The organism is Cellulomonas sp. HD19AZ1 (assembly GCF_004535805.1).
GTDB classification, from domain to species: domain Bacteria; phylum Actinomycetota; class Actinomycetes; order Actinomycetales; family Cellulomonadaceae; genus Cellulomonas; species Cellulomonas iranensis.
Map to the genome: position 1 here is coordinate 261,635 of NZ_SPHX01000002.1, position 18,302 is coordinate 279,936.

The 18,302-nt window shown below is 73.6% G+C and carries 14 protein-coding genes and 1 tRNA gene; 11 read left to right on the plus strand and 4 right to left on the minus strand.

Annotated elements, in window-relative coordinates:
* Positions 1 to 292 precede the first annotated feature (292 nt).
* The 4 genes from E4A51_RS04710 to E4A51_RS04725 form a co-directional block, all read right to left on the minus strand.
* On the minus strand, positions 293 to 2,797 hold the full coding sequence (locus E4A51_RS04710; RefSeq protein ID WP_167748823.1) for a class I SAM-dependent DNA methyltransferase: 2,505 nt from the start codon (positions 2,795 to 2,797) through the stop codon (positions 293 to 295).
* Positions 2,798 to 2,816: 19 nt separating this feature from the next.
* Positions 2,817 to 4,403: a hypothetical protein gene (locus tag E4A51_RS04715; protein WP_134851008.1), complete on the minus strand. Its 1,587-nt coding sequence runs from the start codon at positions 4,401 to 4,403 to the stop codon at positions 2,817 to 2,819.
* A gap of 255 nt (positions 4,404 to 4,658) precedes the next feature.
* Positions 4,659 to 5,114, minus strand: coding sequence for an iron chaperone (locus E4A51_RS04720; RefSeq protein WP_134851009.1), 456 nt, complete (start codon positions 5,112 to 5,114; stop codon positions 4,659 to 4,661).
* Positions 5,115 to 5,250: 136 nt separating this feature from the next.
* Positions 5,251 to 5,324: transfer RNA gene (locus tag E4A51_RS04725), tRNA-Pro, on the minus strand.
* 270 nt (positions 5,325 to 5,594) lie between these two features.
* Here E4A51_RS04725 and E4A51_RS04730 point away from each other — a divergent pair.
* The 11 genes from E4A51_RS04730 to acs all read left to right on the plus strand — a co-directional run bounded on the left by E4A51_RS04730 (position 5,595) and on the right by acs (position 18,261).
* Positions 5,595 to 6,248, plus strand: a complete 654-nt coding sequence (locus E4A51_RS04730) for an SGNH/GDSL hydrolase family protein (protein ID WP_179210921.1) — start codon at positions 5,595 to 5,597, stop codon at positions 6,246 to 6,248.
* Between the two features lie 515 nt (positions 6,249 to 6,763).
* On the plus strand, positions 6,764 to 7,699 hold the full coding sequence (cysK, locus tag E4A51_RS04735; RefSeq protein ID WP_046528043.1) for a cysteine synthase A: 936 nt from the start codon (positions 6,764 to 6,766) through the stop codon (positions 7,697 to 7,699).
* An 88-nt stretch (positions 7,700 to 7,787) separates the two neighbouring features.
* Complete coding sequence (gene epsC / locus E4A51_RS04740; protein ID WP_046528042.1) at positions 7,788 to 8,372, plus strand: serine O-acetyltransferase EpsC; 585 nt, start codon at positions 7,788 to 7,790, stop codon at positions 8,370 to 8,372.
* Positions 8,373 to 8,468: 96 nt separating this feature from the next.
* Positions 8,469 to 8,822 carry a GntR family transcriptional regulator gene (locus tag E4A51_RS04745; RefSeq protein WP_070319831.1) on the plus strand — a complete coding sequence of 118 codons (354 nt, stop codon included), beginning with the start codon at positions 8,469 to 8,471 and terminating at the stop codon, positions 8,820 to 8,822.
* Positions 8,819 to 9,811, plus strand: a complete 993-nt coding sequence (locus E4A51_RS04750) for a DUF1648 domain-containing protein (protein ID WP_134851010.1) — start codon at positions 8,819 to 8,821, stop codon at positions 9,809 to 9,811. The genes E4A51_RS04745 and E4A51_RS04750 overlap by 4 nt, the downstream gene beginning before the upstream one ends.
* 91 nt (positions 9,812 to 9,902) lie before the next feature.
* The gene (locus E4A51_RS04755; RefSeq protein ID WP_070319829.1) at positions 9,903 to 10,988 is read left to right on the plus strand and encodes an LLM class F420-dependent oxidoreductase; all 1,086 of its coding nucleotides are present in this window, start codon (positions 9,903 to 9,905) and stop codon (positions 10,986 to 10,988) included.
* Between the two features lie 66 nt (positions 10,989 to 11,054).
* Positions 11,055 to 12,980: an acyltransferase family protein gene (locus tag E4A51_RS04760; RefSeq protein WP_134851011.1), complete on the plus strand. Its 1,926-nt coding sequence runs from the start codon at positions 11,055 to 11,057 to the stop codon at positions 12,978 to 12,980.
* A 311-nt stretch (positions 12,981 to 13,291) separates the two neighbouring features.
* The gene (locus E4A51_RS04765) at positions 13,292 to 14,140 is read left to right on the plus strand and encodes an ABC transporter ATP-binding protein (protein ID WP_134851012.1); all 849 of its coding nucleotides are present in this window, start codon (positions 13,292 to 13,294) and stop codon (positions 14,138 to 14,140) included.
* 69 nt (positions 14,141 to 14,209) lie between these two features.
* Positions 14,210 to 15,250, plus strand: a complete 1,041-nt coding sequence (locus E4A51_RS04770; RefSeq protein ID WP_134851013.1) for an aliphatic sulfonate ABC transporter substrate-binding protein — start codon at positions 14,210 to 14,212, stop codon at positions 15,248 to 15,250.
* 78 nt (positions 15,251 to 15,328) lie between these two features.
* The gene (locus tag E4A51_RS04775) at positions 15,329 to 16,231 is read left to right on the plus strand and encodes an ABC transporter permease (RefSeq protein ID WP_134851014.1); all 903 of its coding nucleotides are present in this window, start codon (positions 15,329 to 15,331) and stop codon (positions 16,229 to 16,231) included.
* On the plus strand, positions 16,228 to 18,261 hold the full coding sequence (acs, locus tag E4A51_RS04780) for an acetate--CoA ligase (RefSeq protein WP_134851015.1): 2,034 nt from the start codon (positions 16,228 to 16,230) through the stop codon (positions 18,259 to 18,261). Before E4A51_RS04775 ends, acs begins: the two co-directional genes overlap by 4 nt.
* Positions 18,262 to 18,302 lie beyond the last annotated feature (41 nt).

An 18,302-nucleotide genomic window follows, 5' to 3' on the forward strand; every position in this document is an offset into this window, starting at 1 on the left:
CACAGACCCTGGCGGAATGGCGGCCGACTACCGGTGGTGGATCCCGCGTACGTGCACCTCGATCGAGCTGGCGTAGCGATTGAGGGCCTCTGAGCTGGTCTCCCGACTGCCGAGTACCTCACTCTGGAGTCACCGGCCGGGAGTCGGCGTACGAGCCGTCCGGGTGACGTCTGAGCAAACTCAGGCTGTCGGGCTGCCCGGCTGCATGGGGAGGAGCGACGCGCTGACCGCATGTTGGGACTCCGGCCAGGCGTGGCGGGCTCGACGACGAGTGGTCGGATGAGTCCCGAGCTCACCCAAACGCGAGCTCCCCGAAGTCCGCCCGGAGGCGCTCCACGTCGTCCTGCAGCTCGCTCTCCGATCCGTACTGGTAGCTGACCATCCGCACGCTCGTCCCCTCGGTGCGGTTGTAGAAGTACGTGGTGAAGCGGGCGCTGCTCGGGGCGACACGCAACTGCACGAAGTGTCCGAGGCGCAGCGGCGACTGAGATCCGTCCCGGACGAGGTAGAGCTCATCGTCGATCATGTGCTCTCCCACGGCGAACTCCCGACCTGCAAACGGCGTCCGAGTTCCGAGCGCGACCTCAGCCGTCTGCACGAGTCCGTCGCTGCGGCGCCTGGCGCTGCCAGGACGCACGAGCAAGAGTTGGCACCAGACGTCACCGAGCAGCTCGCGCAGCTCTCGCAGGTCGGACACGAGCGAATCGACCTGCGTCCTCATCTCTTCTTGCGAGGTGTAGCCGGTGTGGCCGGACCACCGGTTGCGCTTGCCGTTCAGCTCGTTGAACTTCTTGACCACATCCTTCGAGACCAGCCGCTCAATCGCGGCACGGCCGAGGTCGGCGAACGCGCGGCGAACGCGAGCCACGTCATCGGCGCCGCCCCTCGCGAGCGCGTCGCGCAGGTTCTTCGACGTCTTCTCGACGATGACCACCCAGGTCCCGAAAGAGGCCCGCTCGATGCCCAGGTGCTGCTCACGGAGGGTCTGACGAATGGCGGCCTCGGTCTCGCTGCTGCTGCCTGGATCGCTGCGGGTCGCGGAGAGCAACACCGTCGCATGGAAGGTCACGATCGCCTCCCAAGCGTGGAGATAGCCGCGCTGCCGTTCGCCCACCGATTGGGCGGACTCCGCGGTCCACAGCGCCGATGCGATCGGGTACGGCAGTTGCTCGAGCCAGGAGGTCAACGAGTCGTCGAAGGCGCCCGCGACCTTGCTCACCACCTCGCCAGCGCTCTCCGGCGACGACCAGATGCTCGCTCGTCGAGTGCGGAGGTCGGCCTGGAACGAGCTGAGCTGTTCGTCGGCAGAGGCGAGGGCCAGCTGGACCCCGAGGTCCGGGACCGGAACGACCAACTCGTCGGCCCACTTCATCAACGAGTTGGCGTCCGACCGCATTGCCTTGAGGTGGTGGCCCGAACTGGCGCTCTCGATCGCGCGAAGCCGGCTGGCGATGCCCTGCTCCGAGTTGAGCCACGCAGCCATGAAGGGCGGGTAGACCGAGTCGTCGTCGAGACGCACGGAGAGGACACGTCCGGCGGCGTTCGTCCTGGACACGTCGGCGGCGGCATACCCACTGGTGGGCACAAAGAGCTGGCTCTCGCCCTGATTCGAATCCGTCGCCGTGTCGGGCTCACGGGCGAGGAGGCTGCTCAGACGTCGGCTGGGCCAGCCCTTCGCGGCGATGTCTCGCAACAGTTCGCGTGCGTCGTCCCTCAAGATGCGGCTGGGATCGAGGTCGAGCGTCTGGCGCGGCTCATCGGCCACCGAGACGCCGGAGTCCGGCCCATACCGGTCCTCCAGGAACTGACCGTCGATCGCTGTGTCGTTGTACGTGGTGACGCGCCAGGAGAGCTGGCGGCCCTCGCTCGTGGCGCGCGACAGCCTGGCGTCCCAGCGCGTGAACTGGCGAATGCTGACGTTGCGGTTTCGCGGGCCCGCCTTCTTCGTCCTTAGCCCGGACTCAAGCTCGTGGAACGCCTCGATCTGGATCGACCTACGGCGGTGCTCTGTGGTGAACATCGTCTGCAGGTCAGCGATCATCGCCTTGCCCTTGCTGACGTCCTCGGCTCTGTTGGAGAAGGTCAGGAGGTACAGGGGGATGGCTGTGTTCGGCGCGAGGCCGTCGGGGAGCCGGGTGACAGACTCCAGCAGTCCGGCGTCGACGATCCGCTGCCGAACGGCACCGGTTGCCCCGCCGGAACTGAGCGCTCCAGGCATCACCAATGCCGCGACACGCCCCCCGCCCTGCTCCGCCGGCCGCAGCTTCTCCAGCGCGAGAGAGACGAACAGCCAGGTGCTATCGGAGCGCTGGGGGAGGCCGAACCTGAACTCGCCGTTGGCCTGCCGTACCTCGACAGCCGGGGTTGAGTGCCGCCAGTCCATCCCCCAGGGCGCGTCGACGATCACCAAGTCGGCGCTGAAGTCCTCGAAGGCGTCGTGCGCCAATGTGTCCGCACAAGCGATCTCGGCGTTGTGGACCGCCTCGAACCGTCGCTTGCACACGGAGACCGCAGGTTCGTAGATGTCCTGGCCGCGGTAGCTGACCTCGACGCCCGACGACCGCAGCGCTTCGACCAGGAGAAGGCCGGCGAACCCCGAACCCGTCGCGGGATCCCAGATCTTGACGGTCGTGAGACCTGGATCCAGGCGACTTAGCCCGCCGATTGCGAGAGCCCGCGCCAAGGACTCGCTCGTCGCGTGCTCCGGGCCGACGAAGTCACGCTCCCGCTCGGAGTACGGCGCCGAGCAAGATCCCTGGAGCGCCGCGCAAATCGCCGGGTGCGGAGCGCTCTTCATGACCACCAACTCGCCGTCTCTACGATCGGGTGTTCGGGACGAGGTAGTGAGGTCCGACGAAGCCGACGTGAACCTTCTTTGTGCTGCCGTCCGTGTCGTCGAAGAAGTACACGCGAGGAGCGAGGTTCCCGCCGCCTTCACTGATCTTCAGGTGCGCGAGCATGACAACGCGACCGCCATCGACGACCTCAGGGTCGATACGGAACGTCCTACTCTGGGTGAACTTAGTCGAGTTCTGAACGGTGTCCGACTCCGTCATCGAGAGCTTCTTCGTGGTCGCGGGCCACGCGAGCGGTTCGCCCCGCTGGCACCACGCCCAGAAGTCCCCCGGGCCGCCTGCCGCACGGGCCCGCGCGTACGCGGCCAGGGCGCGCAGCCCGCGCCACGCCGTGTTTCCCCAGGCGTACGCGTTGGGCGCTGAGTCGATTCCGTCGAGCGCACGGGCAGCACCCTCGGGGACGACCACCCAGTCCGCCAGGTACTCCTGCGCCATCAGAACGGCCTCGGAAACATCCTGCACGTCGTCGGGGATCCCGTCACTCTCGTCCGCGTCCCGTGCCGTCCAGTAGACGTCCTCCATGTCGTGAACAGCCAGTAAGTTCCGTAGCCGCGTCAGGTGACCGTTCGCCTGCGCGAGCTCTCGCTCGACACTGGCCCTCTCCTCCTGCTCACGCATGACCTCGAGTTCCCAGTGCTCCTCGATCCGGCTGACCTCAGCCCGATCGACTCGGCCGTCCTCGTCGACGGCCAGCGACTCGAACGCATCTGGCACACGTCGTCGCGCGGACAACTCCGCAACGCCGTAGACGAGCCGGTCGACGATCGCACCGTCGCCCACCCGCACCCGTTCGCCTGTCACGTACCTGTGCCGCCAGCTCTCGGCCGGCGAAAGTGCCTGACCGGGCGCGTATGTACGGACGGCACCACCCCAGACCGCGAGGTTGCCGAGTTCCGCGCGCAGAGCCGTCACCGCGTCGCGATCGAGCGCCACAACCGTAGCCACACCGGTGGATCTCCGCGCTGTCCGATCGACACGTGCCATCCACTGCGGGTCGACGCGATCCGCCGGCGCCGAGAAGACGATGTAGGGCAGAGTGCGCGCAGGGTCATCGAGCACGTGAATGAGAGCGGCGACCTCGTCGGAGGAGATCCACACAGCGGCACGCAGGATCGGACTCTCGCCGAGCTTCGGCTTGCGAGCGACAGCGAGAAGGTCGTCAACGAGCCGCGGGCGGCCGACCTTGATGTGCACCGTCGGGTCGTCGGTCTCCATCCCGTTCTCAACCATGGCCGTCACCCGCTGCCCGTCGGCAACGATGCGCAGCGAGGTCATCCACACGGCCGGCGCCGGTGCGCCTTCCCTCGGGATGTCGCGGACGCTTGCCTCCGCACCGAACGACCCGTCGCGAACGACTCGCCGGACCGTGACCTCGCGCCGCGCGACTGGACCCGTCGTGCGATCGAGAAAGACCTGCCCGTCATCGAGAACCGCGGCACCCTCGTCGTCGAGAGCCCATCGACTGAAGCAGTCGAGTGCGAGTTCGACCGACAGCTCGGGCTCGTCCAGCGACTCGTCGTGCCAGATCGCGCGATACAGAACCGACATGCCTCTACCTTGTCGGACGACGCTCGTTCGGCGACCGCAGACTCACGCCACGTGCGGGTGAACCGTTTGGTCTGGGGCCCGTCTACGGAGTCGTCGGGTCCCACGGCCCCGACCTTGACGAGCGTGCAGGTCAGAGGGCGTGTGTGGAGGGCGTGACACCCTCCGTGTGGACGACTCCGCTGAGGGTCACGCTCCCCGCAGGTCATCAGGCCTTCCGGAACCACCCTCCGACCGCCCGACGTCCGGGCGACCCGCTCAGCCCGCCGCGCGCCGCACCAGGTCGGTCACGCGCGCCACGACGTCGTCGGTCAGCTCGGCGATCGCGAAGGCCGTCGGCCACATCGCGCCGTCGTCGAGCGCGGCGGACTCGTTGAACCCGAGCGTCGCGTAGCGCGTGCCGAACTTCGACGCCGCCTGGAAGAAGCAGACGACCTGGCCGTCCTTGGCGTACGCGGGCTGGCCGTACCAGGTGCGCGGCGCGAGGTCGGGCGCGTGCTCGCGCACGATCGCGTGCACGCGCTCGGCGACGACGCGGTCCGCCTCGGGCATCTCGGCGATCTTCTCCAGCGCGTCGGCCTCGGCGGCCGCCGCCTTGTCGGCGGCACCACGGCGCCCCTTCTGCGCGCGCAGCTCGGCCGCGCGCTCCTTCATCGCCGCGCGCTCCTCGGCCGTGAAGCCGTCGGCCTCCGCGTCGGTCGCCCTCGTGACCATGTCGCGCTCCTCGCTCGGTGGGTGTCGTCGGCACCGAGGCTAGAGACGACGTGCGAGGGCGCGCTTCTCGGATCCTGACGAGACCCGTGCGCAGCCGACGAGCCGGGGCGACCGGCGTGGCGATCGACGTCGACCGTCGGGGTGGCGGGATTCGAACCCACGACCTTCCGCTCCCAAAGCGGACGCGCTACCAACCTGCGCCACACCCCGCGCTCGTGCGCACGGGGCGGCACGGCACGCACACCCTACCGGCGCCCCTCGCTCCCCCGTCTCCCGACCTTCCCCGGCGGACGCCGCCGCCGACGGACAGCGTGACGGCGCGACGGACAGCGGCGTGCCGGTGTCCGTCGACCGCGCCGCTGTCCGCCGCGGTGAGGAGAGGCGCGCCGGGGGGCACGGGCGGGCGGGTCGGTCGGGCGGGTGGCGTGCAGGGCGGGGTCGCGCTTCCGCGGCGGGCTCGCGACGTGGTGGGATCGCCCGGTGACGACGACGACACTGCTGCGCCGCGGCGACCGCGTGCTCCTGACCGGCGACTCGATCACCGACTGGGGGCGCGACCGCGACCAGCCGGACTCGCCGTGGGGCCTCGGGCACGGGTACGCCGGGATCGTCGCGGCGCTGGCCGGTGCGCGGCGGCCGGACCTGGGGCTGACGTTCCTCAACCGGGGCATCGGCGGCAACACCACGCGGCAGCTGCGCGAGCGCTGGACCGCCGACGCGCTCGACCTGGAGCCGACGGTCGTGTCGATCCTCGTCGGGGTCAACGACACGTGGCGCCGCTACGACGCGGGCACGCCGACGTCGGTCGACGAGTACGAGGAGCACTACCGCGCGATCCTCGACGCGACCCGTGAACGGCTCGACGCGCGGCTCGTGCTGATCGAGCCGTTCCTGCTGCCCGTGCCGCCCGTCGAGCACGCGTGGCGCGAGGACCTCGACCCGCGCATCCACGTCGTGCGGCGGCTCGCGGGTGAGGTCGGCGCCACGCTCGTGCCCGCCGACGGGCTGTTCGCGGCGGCCGCGGCACGCACGTCGCCCGAGCGGTGGGCGTTCGACGGCGTGCACCCGACCCCTGCCGGGCACGGCCTGCTCGCCGAGGCGTGGCTCGACGCCGTGGGGCTCGCCGCCCGCTGAGCGAAGGAACGCGGCCGACGCCGCGAGACCGGACGGCCTGCGGGCGCCGACCGGAGGCGGTCGCGCGCACGCGCGGCGCCGGCCGACGGCCCGTCGTACGGGCGCCGTCGCGCCGTCCGCATCACGGACACACGTCTCACGGGAACCTTTGCGCGGCGTCGCGTGTTGACGCTAGCGTCGGCTCGACCACGGGCCGACGCCCGTGCAGACGGCCCGCCGCACGGCGGGGCCCCGGACGAGGAGAGCGATGCGCGTGCCGACCGCCGCCGTTGCCCCCGTCCAGCGCGCCTGCGTGGCGTGCACGTGTTGTCGCTGTCGGTAGAGCGCTGGCCGCTCGGCGCACGCATGACGTGCGCGCACCGCACCGGTGCACCCTCGCCCAGCGCTCGCCCCGGAGACGTCCCCCGGACCGCTCCCTCTCCAGCACCACCGGTGCGCGGCGACCGCGGCGCACCCGCACCTCATCCCCCGCCCTGCCGGCCCGCGACGGGCCCGGCACCGACCGAAGAGGAACCATGGCACGCATCTACGAGGACGCCACCGCGCTCGTCGGCAGCACCCCGCTGGTCCGCATCAACAAGATCACGGACGGCGCTCCCGCGACCGTCGTCGGCAAGCTCGAGTTCTACAACCCGGCCAACTCGGTGAAGGACCGCATCGGCGTCGCGATCATCGACGCGGCCGAGCGGTCGGGCGAGCTCAAGCCGGGCGGCACGATCGTCGAGGCGACGAGCGGCAACACGGGCATCGCGCTCGCGTTCGTCGGCGCGGCCCGCGGCTACGACGTCGTCCTCACGATGCCCGAGACGATGTCGAAGGAGCGGCGTGCGCTGCTGCGCGCGTTCGGCGCCGAGCTCATCCTCACGCCGGGCTCGGAGGGCATGAAGGGCGCGGTCAACCGCGCCAACGAGATCGTCGCCGAGCGTCCGGGCGCGATCCTCGCGCGGCAGTTCGCCAACGAGGCGAACCCCGAGGTGCACCGCCGCACGACGGCCGAGGAGATCTGGGCCGACACCGACGGCGAGGTCGACATCGTCGTGGCCGGCATCGGCACGGGCGGCACGATCACGGGCGTCGGGCAGGTGCTCAAGGAGCGCAAGCCGGGCGTGCAGATCGTCGGCGTCGAGCCCGCCGAGTCGCCGATCCTCAACGGCGGCGCACCCGGCCCGCACAAGATCCAGGGCATCGGCGCGAACTTCGTGCCCGAGATCCTCGACACGAACGTCTACGACGAGATCATCGACGTCGACGCCGAGACGGCCGTCGCGGTCGCGCGTCGCGCCGCGCGCGAGGAGGGCCTGCTCGTGGGCATCTCGTCGGGCGCCGCGCTGCACGCCGCGACGCTGCTCGCGCAGCGCCCCGAGAACGCGGGCAAGCTGATCGTCGCGATCATCCCGTCGTTCGGCGAGCGCTACCTGTCCTCGGTGCTCTACGCCGACCTGCTCGACTGACACCGGTCCGACGCGCCCGGCCGCCACCGCGGCCGGGCGCGTCGGCGTCGGACCCACCACCCGTCCCCACCGCCCCACGGAGCACCCCATGCGCCCGCTCGCCGACTTCCTGCGCGTCCTGCGCGACGACCTGCAGGCGGCGCACCGGCACGACCCCGCGGCGCGCTCGCTGCTCGAGGTCGCGCTGGCCTACCCGGGCGTGCACGCGATCTGGGTGTACCGGCTGGCCCACCGCATGTGGCAGGTGCCGCCGCTGCGGCTGCCCGCACGGCTGGTGTCGCAGGTCGCCCGTGCGCTCACGGGCGTCGAGATCCACCCCGGCGCACGCCTGGGCGAGCGGCTGTTCATCGACCACGGCATGGGCGTCGTGATCGGCGAGACCGCCGAGGTCGGCGACGACGTCGTGCTGTTCCACGGCTCGACGCTGGGCGGCAAGTCCATGAAGCGCGGCAAGCGCCACCCCACGCTCGGCGACCGGGTCGTGGTCGGCGCGGGCGCGAAGATCCTGGGCCCCGTGTGGGTGGGCGACGACGCGCAGGTCGGCGCGAACGCGGTCGTCATCACCGACGTGCCCGCGGGTGCGGTCGCGGTGGGCGTGCCCGCGAAGGTGCGGCGGCGCCCTGCCGCGGCGCCGTTCGACGCCGAGGTCGACGACCCCGCGATCTACATCTGACCCGACGTCGGCGCCGCCGCTGCGCCGTGCCGCGACACCGTTCGCTGACACCGCCCTTGTTCTAGTTGTTATCAAACTTTGCGCTACGCTGAGTGCGTGCTCCTCCGCATCGACACCGCCTCCGACGAGCCGCTCTACGCGCAGCTCGCGGCCCAGATCCGCGCCGCGGTCGCGCGCGGCGACGCGCCGCCCGGCACGCGCCTGCCCGCCGCGCGCGAGCTCGCGGCGTCGCTCGAGATCAACCTGCACACCGTGCTGCACGCCTACCAGGACCTGCGCGACGAGGGGCTCATCGACCTGCGCCGCGGCCGCGGCGCCGTCGTCACGGGCCACCGCGCCGCCGACCTCACGGAGCTGCACGCCGCGGTCGACGCGCTCGTCGCGACCGCGCGGCGCCTGCACGTCGCGCCCGAGACCGTCACGACCCTCGTCAAGGAGGCCCTGCGATGACCACGCCCCGACCCCGCCCGCCCCACCGGCTCGCGACCACCGTCACCGCGCTGGTCGTGCCGTTCGGCGTGCTCGCGGCGACCGTCCTCGTGGCCCGCGCCTGGGCGCCGCGGCTCCCCGACCCGGTCGCGACCCACTGGTCGGGCGCGGACGTCCCCGACGGGTTCGGGTCGCCCGCGTCGCTGCTCGCGGTCCCCCTGGTGGTCGGCGGGCTGCTCGCCGTCGGCATGTGGGCGCTCGCGTTCTGGCTCGGTCGGGACACGTCGACGCGACGCGTCGCCGCCGGCTTCGCGTGCGGCACGGCCGCGTTCCTGTCGGCGACGACGCTCGGCACGCTGCACGGCCAGCTGGACCTCGCCGACGCCGCGGCCGCGCCCGGCGTCGGCCCGACGATCGGGCTCGCGCTCGGCGTCGCGCTCGCGGTCGGCGTGGTCGTGGCGCTCGTCGTGCCGCGCACGCCGCACCAGCCCACGACCGCGCCCGTCGACCCGACGGCGCCGCGCGCCGACCTCGGTGCGACCGAGCGCGCCGCGTGGTCGAGCACGGTGACGAGCCGTGCGGCGCTCGTCGCGGGCGGCGTCGCGGCGCTGACCACGGCCGGACTCGCGATCGGGCTCCGCACGCCCGCGATGCTGCTCGTGCCCGCCGCGCTGCTCGCGCTCGCCGCGGCCATGTTCGTGCTGCGCGTGAGCGTCGACGGCCGCGGCCTCGTGGCGCGCTCGCCGCTCGGCTGGCCGACGCTGCACGTGCCGCTCGACGAGGTCGTCGCCGCGCGTGCGGTGACCGTCGACCCGTTCGGGGAGTTCGGCGGGTGGGGCTACCGCGTCGGGCCGGACGGGCGCGTCGGGGTCGTGCTGCGCCGTGGCGAGGCGATCGAGGTCGAGCGCACGGGCGGCCGCGTGAACGTCGTGACGGTGGACGACGCCGCACGCGCCGCGAGCCTGCTCAACACGCTCGCCGACCGCGCCCGGAGCGCCGCCGCCGGGTGACGCCCGGCCGGTGACGCCGGGCGGGTACCGCCCGGTAACGTCGGGCGCGCGCCGTACGGCGCGACGTCGACGGCGACGACAGGAGCACCGCATGCGCCTCGGGTACCACACGGGCTACTGGTCGGCCGGGCCGCCCCCGGGCGCCGCGGAGGCCGTGCGCGCGGCCGACGAGCTCGGGCTCGACTCGGTCTGGACCGCCGAGGCGTACGGCTCGGACGCGCTCACGCCGCTCGCGTGGTGGGGCGCCTCGACGCGCCGCGTGCGCCTGGGCACCGCGATCGCGCAGCTCTCGGCGCGCACCCCGACCGCGGCGGCGATGGCCGCGCTCACGCTCGACCACCTCTCCGGCGGGCGGTTCGTGCTGGGGCTCGGGGCGTCGGGGCCGCAGGTCGTCGAGGGCTGGTACGGGCAGCCGTACCCGCGGCCCCTGGCCCGCACGCGCGAGTACGTCGACGTCGTGCGGCAGGTGCTCGCGCGCGAGGCGCCCGTGACGTACGACGGCGCGTTCTACCGACTGCCCCTGCCCGCCGACCAGGGCGCCGGCCTGGGCAAGGCGCTGCGCTCGACCGTGCACCCGCTGCGCGCCGACCTGCCGATCCACCTCGCGGCCGAGGGTCCGAAGAACGTCGCGATGTCGGCCGAGATCGCCGACGGCTGGCTGCCGCTGTTCTACTCGCCCCGCATGGACGCGACGTACCGCGAGCTGCTGGCCGACGGGTTCGCGAAGCGCTCGCCGCGGCTGCGTCCGCCCGAGGAGTTCGAGGTCGTCGCGACCGTCCCGGTCGTGCTCGCACCGAGCGTCGAGGAGGCCGCCGACGCGGTGCGACCGTTCATCGCGCTCTACGCCGGGGGCATGGGCGCCAAGGGCGCGAACTTCCACCGCGACGTGCTCGACCGGCTCGGCTACCGCGAGGCCTGCGACGAGATCCAGGCGCACTACCTCGCGGGCGACCGCGAGCGCGCCGCGGCCGCCGTGCCGACCGAGCTCGTCACCGACGTCGCGCTCGTCGGGACCGAGGACGACGTGCGCGCGCAGCTCCCGGCGTGGCGCGCCACGGCCGTCACGACCGTCCTGGCGCAGACCGACCCGCGTGCCCTGCCGCGGATCGCGGCGCTGTGGGGTGATCCTGGTCACGACGGCGACGCAGGGGGACGTCGCGACGCCGCACCGGCCTAACCTGGCGCGCGGCGCACCCTCCCCCGGGCGCGCCGTGGCAGCGCAGGAACGTCGGACAGGGGTCGCATGGCAGTCGTCGAGCAGGTCGCGCAGCGACCCCCGACCCGGCCCACGCCGACCGGGACGCCACGGCGCCTGCCGCACCTGCCCGGGCTCGACGGGGTCCGCGCGATCGCGGTCGTCGCGGTGCTCCTGTACCACCTGGGGCTGCCGTGGGCGCGCGGCGGGTTCCTCGGCGTCGACGTGTTCCTGGTGCTGTCGGGGTTCCTCGTGGGGACGCTCGTGCTCGACGAGGTCGAGTCGACCGGCGGCTTCCGCACCGGGCGCTTCCTGGTGCGCCGCGTGCGGCGCCTCGTGCCGGCGCTCGCGGTGCTGCTCGTGGCGGTCGCGGGGGCCGGGCTCGTGGTGCGGGACACGCTCACGACGCTGCGGGGCGACCTGCTCGCGGCGCTGACCTACACGACGAACTGGTGGCAGGTCGCCGCCGACCGCACGTACTTCGAGCTCACGGGGCGCCCGCCGCTGCTGCAGCACCTGTGGACCCTCGCGGTCGAGGGGCAGTTCTACCTCGTGATGCCGCTGTTCGCGCTGCTGCTGCTGCGGGTGGGGCGCGTGCGGGCCGGCCGCGTCGCGGCCGTGCTCGCACTCGTGTCGGCCCTGTGGATGGCCGTGCTCGCGCTGCGCGGGGGCATGCCCGTGCCGCAGGACCCCACCCGCGTGTACGTCGGCACGGACACGCGCGCGGCGGGACTCCTGCTGGGCGTGGCCGCGGCGACCGTGTGGCGGCCGTGGCGGACGTGGACGTCGGGGGTGACGTGGCGCACCGAGCGCGGCGACCCCGTCCGGCGCTTCGAGGCAGGCGTGGCGGACGTCCTGGGGGTCACCGCCCTGGTCGGCGTGCTGGCCTGCGTGGTCCTGGTCGACGAGTACTCGACGACGCTCTACCGCGGCGGGTTCCTCGCGTTCGCGGCGCTCGCGCTCGTGCTGGTCGGCGCCGCGGCCGACCCCGCCGGGGTGCTCGGGCGCGCGCTGGGACGCCAGCCGCTGCGCTGGCTGGGCGAGCGGTCGTACGCGATCTACCTGTGGCACTGGCCGGTGCTCACGCTGCTGCGGCCGGAGCAGGACCTGTCGCTCCCGGGTCCGCTCGAGGACGCGCTGCGGGTGGCCGTCACGCTCGTGCTGGCGGAGGCGTCGTACCGCTGGGTGGAGCAGCCGGTGCGCCGCGGCGCGCTCGGGCGCCTGGTGCGGCGCGCCCGGACACCGGGTCCGCAGCGGCGGCGCGTGCTGGTCGGCGCCGTCGGCGGGGTGACGGCCGCGGTGCTGCTCGTCGGCACGCTCGGCGTCGCCGTCGCGCGGACGCCTGCGGCACCGACGGGTGCCGCGTCGGTGATCGGCGCCGCCGTGCCGGCGCAGGACGTGACGCCTCCCCCGGACCCCGCGCAGCAGCCGGCACCCGACGCGACGCCGGCGCCGGACGCGGCGGCGCCTGCCGCCCAGCCGACGGCGCCCGCGCCGCCGCCCGAGGAGGTGGGCACGGTCTCCGCGTACGGCGACTCGGTGATGCTGGGCGCCGCGGCCGAGCTCGCGGCGCACGGCGTCCCCGCCGACGCGGCCGTCTCGCGCCAGATGGGGACGATGACGGACCTCGTCCTCGACGCGGCGGCCGCGGGCACGCTCGGGCACACGGTCGTCGTGCACGGGGGCACCAACGGACCGGTCGCGGAGGACGACCTGCGGCGGCTGCTGGACGCCACGCGGGACCGCCGCGTCTTCGTCGTGAACGTGCGGGTCCCGCGCCCGTGGGAGCAGTACGACAACGAGCTGTTCGCGCGCGTGGTGGCGGAGTACCCGCACGCGCACCTGCTGGACTGGAAGGCGCAGGGCGACGCGCACCCCGAGTGGTTCTACGACGACGGGATCCACCTGCGCGAGAACGGCGGACGCCAGGGGTACGCGGACTGGCTGTGGCAGGAGATCCAGCCGCGCGGATGAGACGCGTTGCCCCCGTGCGAGGGCTGCCGCTACAGTCTGTCTGAAACGTGGTCACCGAGTCTCACTAAATGAGACACCATCGGGACCGCACGACGACGACCAGGAGGCCCGCGATGACCCTCGCCCGCCCCCTCGTCGTCGCGTCGCCGATGTGCCGCTGTTGCCCGTGCTGCGTCATGCAGCCCCGCACCGGCCCTCGCTGACCCCTCAGCCCGCCGACCCGCTCACGGGTCGCCCCGCCGGTGCCCGCCCTCCGTGGCCGCCCGGCACCCCGGCCGGACGTCCACGCCCGAACCCCACGGACGTCCCCCATGAGCCCCACCCCCACGGCCGAGCCCACGGCACGGCGCGGCGCGCACGCCGTCACGCTCGAGACGGTGCGCCGCACGTTCGCCACCCCCGCCGGCACCCGCACGGTGCTGCACGGCCTGGACGTCGAGCTGCGCGCCGGTGAGATCGTCGCGCTCGTCGGCCCCTCGGGGTGCGGCAAGTCGACGCTGCTGCGCCAGGTCAGCGGCCTCGACACCCCCGACGCGGGCCGCATCCTGCTCGACGGCACGCCCGTCACGGGCGTCGACCGCCGCACGGCCGTCGCGTTCCAGGAGCCGCGCCTGCTGCCCTGGCGCAGCCTGACCGGGAACGTCGCGCTCGGGCTCCCCCGCGGGACGCCGAAGGACGCCGGGCGCAAGCGCGTGGCCGAGCTGCTGCGGCTCGTCGGCCTCGAGGAGTCCGCCGGGCTGCGCCCGCGGCAGGTCTCGGGCGGCATGGCGCAGCGCGCGTCGCTCGCCCGGGCCCTGGCCCGCAACCCCGGCGTGCTGCTGCTCGACGAGCCGTTCGGCGCGCTCGACGCCCTCACCCGACTGCGCATGCAGGACCTGCTCCTCGACGTCCACGCGGCCGAGCCCACGACCGTGCTGCTCGTCACGCACGACGTCGAGGAGGCCCTGTACCTCGCCGACCGCGTGCTGCTGCTGCGCAACCTCGCGCGGTGCCCCGAGGGCACGCCGAGCGTCGCGCGCGTCATCGACGTGCCGGGCACGCGACCGCGCGACCGCGCCGACCAGCAGCTCGCCGAGCTGCGCGCCGAGCTGCTCGAGGGCCTCGGCGTCGCGACCCACCACGTCGCGCCGGGCGACCCCGACGCGCACCACTCCATCTGACCCACCACCCCACCGCACCGCCCACCCGGCCGGACCCCGGCCCCGCTCCCCCCGAGATGAGAACCGACGATGAGCATCCGCACCGCCGTCTCCGCCACCGCGCTGGCCCTCGCGACCGCCCTGGCGCTGACCGGCTGCGTCGCCGGTGAGGGCACCGCTCCCGCCGCCGCCGGCACGCCCGCCGAGGGCAGCGCCTGGAGCACCGACACGCTCGACATCGACTTCGCGACCTACAACCCGCTGAGCCTGGTCATCAAGGACCAGGGCTGGCTCGAGGAGACGTTCGGCGACGACGTCACCGTGAACTGGGTGCAGTCGGCGGGGTCGAACAAGGCGAACGAGGCGCTGCGCGCCGGCGCGATCGACGTCGGCTCGACCGCCGGCTCGGCCGCGCTGCTCGCACGCTCCAACGGCTCGCCGATCCGCACGATCGACATCTACTCCCAGCCCGAGTGGGCGGCGATCGTCGTGCCCGCCGACTCCGACATCACGTCAGTGGCCGACCTGGCCGGGAAGTCCGTGGCCGCCACCAAGGGCACCGACCCGTACTTCTTCCTGCTGCAGTCCCTCGAGGCGGCCGGCGTGCCGCTCGACCAGGTCGAGGTGCAGAACCTCCAGCACGCCGACGGCCGCACCGCGCTCGAGCAGGGGTCGGTCGCCGCGTGGTCGGGCCTCGACCCGATCATGGCCGCGAGCGAGGCCGAGTCGGGCACGCGCCTGATCTACCGCAACATCGACTTCAACACCTACGGGTTCCTCAACGCGACGCAGGACTTCCTCGACGCGAGCCCCGACGTCGCGCAGGTCGTGGTCGACGCGTACGAGAAGGCGCGCGCGTGGGCGCAGGAGAACCCCGAGAAGGTCGTCGAGATCCTCGCCGAGGTCGCGGGCATCGACCCGGCCGTGGCGCAGAAGGTCGTCGTGGAGCGCACGAACCTCGCGATCGACCCCGTGCCGGGCGACGCGCAGCGCCGGGTCCTCGAGGTCGTCGGGCCGATCTTCGTCGAGTCGGGTGACGTCGCCGACCAGAAGACCATCGACACCGCGCTCGACGAGCTCTTCGAGCCGACGTTCGCCGAGAAGGCCGACCCCGCGAACGTCGCGGGCTGACGCCCACCCCGGCGCCCGCCCGGTACGCCCGGGCGGGCGCCACCTCCCGTACCGCTCCTCGTCCCCCAGGAGACCCCCATGCCCGACGCACCGACCGCGGCCCCGGTCCTCGTGACCGTCCCCGGCTCCCCCGGCACCGGACCCGTCACCGACGCGGCCGGCCACCCGCACCGCGCGCTGAACCCCCACGACCGCGGGCCCGCGCGCGCCGCGTCGTCGGGGTTCTGGTCGCGGCGCACCACGCGCGTGGTCGGCGGCGCGCTGCTGCCCGCGCTGCTGCTCGCGGCGTGGCAGCACGTGACGACCGCCGGGCTGGTCGCGCCGTACCAGCTGCCGAGCCCGGCGTCGGTGTGGGCGGCGGCGGTCGACCTGCAGCAGCGCGGCGAGCTCGGCACGCACGTCGCCATCTCGGTGCAGCGCGTCGTGATCGGGTTCGCGGTGGGTGCGCTCGTCGCGCTCGTCGTCGCCGCGCTCGTGGGGCTGTCGCGCGCGGGCGACGTGCTGCTCGCCCCGACGCTCGCCGCGCTGCGCGCCGTGCCGTCGCTCGCGTGGGTCCCGCTGCTCATCCTCTGGATGAAGATCGGCGAGGACTCGAAGGTCACGCTCATCGCGATCGGGGCGTTCTTCCCGGTCTACACGACGGTCGCGGCGGCCCTGCGCCACGTCGACCCGCACCTCGTCGAGGCGGGGCGCGCGTTCGGCCTGCGCGGGGCCGGGCTCTTCCGCTCGGTGCAGCTGCCCGCGGTGCTGCCCTCGGTGATGTCCGGGCTACGGCTCGGGCTCGCGCAGGCGTGGCTCTTCCTCGTCGCGGCCGAGCTCATCGCGTCCTCGATGGGTCTGGGCTTCCTGCTCACCGACTCGCAGAACAACGGACGGGTCGACCGGATCCTGCTTGCCATCGTGCTGCTCGCGGTCATCGGCAAGCTCACCGACTCGGTGCTCGCCGTCGCCGAGAAGCAGCTGCTGCGGAGGTTCGCGTGACCACGCTCACCGCGCTGCAGACCGAGACGCGCACCTACCCCGCCCCCGCCGGCCTCGCGGCGACCTCGAACGTGCGGCCCGAGGACTGGGCCCGCGCCGAGGCCGACCCGGTCGCGTTCTGGGAGGAGGCCGCGCGGCGCCTGCGCTGGGACGAGCCGTGGCACACCGCGCACACGTGGGCCCCGCCCGTGCCCGTGCCCGGCGGGGCCGAGGACGAGCTCACGGTCCCGGAGGCGCGCTGGTTCGTCGGCGGCCGCCTCAACGTCGCGGTCAACTGCGTGGACCGGCACGTCGAGGGGGGCCGCGGCGACAAGGTCGCGCTGCACGTCGAGGGCGAGCGCGGCGACCGCCGGTCGATCACCTACGCGCAGCTGCAGCGCGAGGTCGCGCAGGCCGCGCACGCGCTCACCGAGCTCGGCGTCGGCCCCGGCGACCGCGTCGTGGTCTACCTGCCGGTGATCGCCGAGACCGTCGTCGTGACGCTCGCGATCGCGCGGATCGGCGCGGTGCACTCGCTCGTGTTCGGCGGGTTCTCGGCCGAGGCCGTGCGGTTCCGGGTGCAGGACACCGAGGCGAAGGTGCTCGTCACGAGCGACGGGCAGTTCCGCCGCGGCGCCGCCGTCGAGGTCAAGTCCGCCGCCGACGAGGCCGTCGCCGGGCTCGACCACGTCGAGCACGTGCTCGTCGTGCGCCGCACGGGCCAGGACGTCGCGTGGACGCCCGGGCGCGACGTCTGGTGGCACGACGTGGTCGACCGCCAGCCCGACGTCCACGAGGCCGCGTCGTTCGACGCCGAGCACCCGCTGTTCGTCATCTACACCTCGGGCACCACGGGCAGGCCCAAGGGGCTGGTCCACACCTCGGGCGGGTACCTCACGCACGCCGCGTGGTCCCACTGGGCGGTGTTCGACGTCAAGGACGACGACGTGCACTGGTGCACCGCCGACCTCGCGTGGGTCACGGCGCACACGTACGAGATCTACGGGCCGCTCGCCAACGGCGTCACCCAGGTCATCTACGAGGGCACGCCCGACACGCCGCACCGCGAGCGCCACCTCGAGGTCGTCGAGCGCTACGGCGTGACGACGTACTACACGGCCCCGACGCTCATCCGCACGTTCATGACGTGGTTCGGCGACGACCTGCCCGACGGGCACGACCTGTCGAGCATCCGCCTGCTGGGCACCGTCGGCGAGGCGATCAACCCCGAGGCGTGGGTGTGGTTCCGCCGCACGTTCGGCCGCGACGAGGCCCCCGTGGTCGACACGTGGTGGCAGTCGGAGACGGGTGCCGCGATGATCGCGCCGGTCCCCGGCGTCACGACGCTCAAGCCCGGCTCGGCCACGCGCCCGCTGCCCGGCGTCGCGGCGAAGGTCGTCGACGAGGACGGCGCCGAGGTCGCGCCCGGGCAGGGCGGGTTCCTCGTCGTCACGCGCCCCTGGCCCGGCATGGCGCGCACCGTGTGGCGCGACCCGCAGCGCTACCTCGACGCGTACTGGCGGCGGTTCGCCGGGCACGGCGAGCACGGCGGCTACTTCCTCGCGGGCGACGGCGCGTCGTACGACGAGGACCGGTACGTGTGGCTGCTGGGTCGTATCGACGACGTCATCAACGTCTCGGGGCACCGCCTGTCGACCATCGAGGTCGAGTCGGCGCTCGTCGCGCACCCGGCCGTCGGCGAGGCCGGCGTCGCGGGGGTGACGGACCCGGTCACGGGTCAGGCCATCGCGGCGTTCGTCGTTCCGAGCACGCCGCCCGGGCCGGTCGACGACGTCGACGTGTGGCTCGCCGCGACGCACGCGCTGCGCGACGAGCTGCGCGCGCACGTCGCGCACGAGATCGGCCCCGTGGCGCGCCCGCGCCACGTGCTGGTCGTGCCCGAGGTCCCCAAGACCCGCTCGGGCAAGATCATGCGACGCCTGCTCGCGCAGCTCGTCGAGGGCACGACGCTCGGCGACACGACGTCGCTGCAGAACCCGTGGGCGGTCGAGCAGGTCGGCACGCTCGTCGCGGCGGGCCTGCCACGGTGAGCCCGCACCCCCGCGCCCCGCGCGTCCCCCGCACCCCCGTC

What these genes read in the sequence shown, in the direction of transcription:
- E4A51_RS04710 (WP_167748823.1), bottom strand. Translation starts at nt 2,797, where the DNA reads ATGAAGAGCGCTCCGCACCCGGCGATTTGCGCGGCGCTCCAGGGATCT.
- E4A51_RS04715 (WP_134851008.1), bottom strand. Translation starts at nt 4,403, where the DNA reads ATGTCGGTTCTGTATCGCGCGATCTGGCACGACGAGTCGCTGGACGAG.
- E4A51_RS04720 (WP_134851009.1), bottom strand. Translation starts at nt 5,114, where the DNA reads ATGGTCACGAGGGCGACCGACGCGGAGGCCGACGGCTTCACGGCCGAG.
- cysK (WP_046528043.1), top strand. Translation starts at nt 6,764, where the DNA reads ATGGCACGCATCTACGAGGACGCCACCGCGCTCGTCGGCAGCACCCCG.
- epsC (WP_046528042.1), top strand. Translation starts at nt 7,788, where the DNA reads ATGCGCCCGCTCGCCGACTTCCTGCGCGTCCTGCGCGACGACCTGCAG.
- E4A51_RS04750 (WP_134851010.1), top strand. Translation starts at nt 8,819, where the DNA reads ATGACCACGCCCCGACCCCGCCCGCCCCACCGGCTCGCGACCACCGTC.
- E4A51_RS04755 (WP_070319829.1), top strand. Translation starts at nt 9,903, where the DNA reads ATGCGCCTCGGGTACCACACGGGCTACTGGTCGGCCGGGCCGCCCCCG.
- E4A51_RS04760 (WP_134851011.1), top strand. Translation starts at nt 11,055, where the DNA reads ATGGCAGTCGTCGAGCAGGTCGCGCAGCGACCCCCGACCCGGCCCACG.
- E4A51_RS04765 (WP_134851012.1), top strand. Translation starts at nt 13,292, where the DNA reads ATGAGCCCCACCCCCACGGCCGAGCCCACGGCACGGCGCGGCGCGCAC.
- E4A51_RS04770 (WP_134851013.1), top strand. Translation starts at nt 14,210, where the DNA reads ATGAGCATCCGCACCGCCGTCTCCGCCACCGCGCTGGCCCTCGCGACC.
- E4A51_RS04775 (WP_134851014.1), top strand. Translation starts at nt 15,329, where the DNA reads ATGCCCGACGCACCGACCGCGGCCCCGGTCCTCGTGACCGTCCCCGGC.